Here is a 252-nt window from a genome sequence, read left to right as displayed (position 1 = left end):
GAAGATCAACAATCTGTTATTCACATCAAAAATGTTGTGTGGGTGCAGCCGATTGTGGCGGACGGCCAGCCTGTGCAAGTGGATATCAGTCTAAATCCCCAGCAGGACGGCGAGATTGCTTTTAACGTCTATACAGAGGCTGCACACAATGATCGAAAGATACATTGTCAAGGCAGTGCTTCAATCCGTGGGGCAGGAGACATTCCAGTCCAGGATATCAGCGTGCTTCAAGATCAATGCAGTTTAAGCACA

Annotated in this window: 1 protein-coding gene; it reads left to right on the top strand. The window is 47.6% G+C overall.

Annotated elements, in window-relative coordinates:
• Positions 1 to 252, top strand: a 252-nt coding sequence (locus tag SB660_RS22355; RefSeq protein WP_410584664.1) for a hotdog family protein, incomplete at both ends; no start/stop codon positions are given.

This window comes from Bacillus sp. SIMBA_005 (assembly GCF_046535585.1).
GTDB lineage: Bacteria > Bacillota > Bacilli > Bacillales > Bacillaceae > Bacillus > Bacillus pumilus.
The sequence above is the reverse complement of the archived record's forward strand: the minus strand, read 5'-3'. Positions and strand labels throughout refer to the sequence as shown.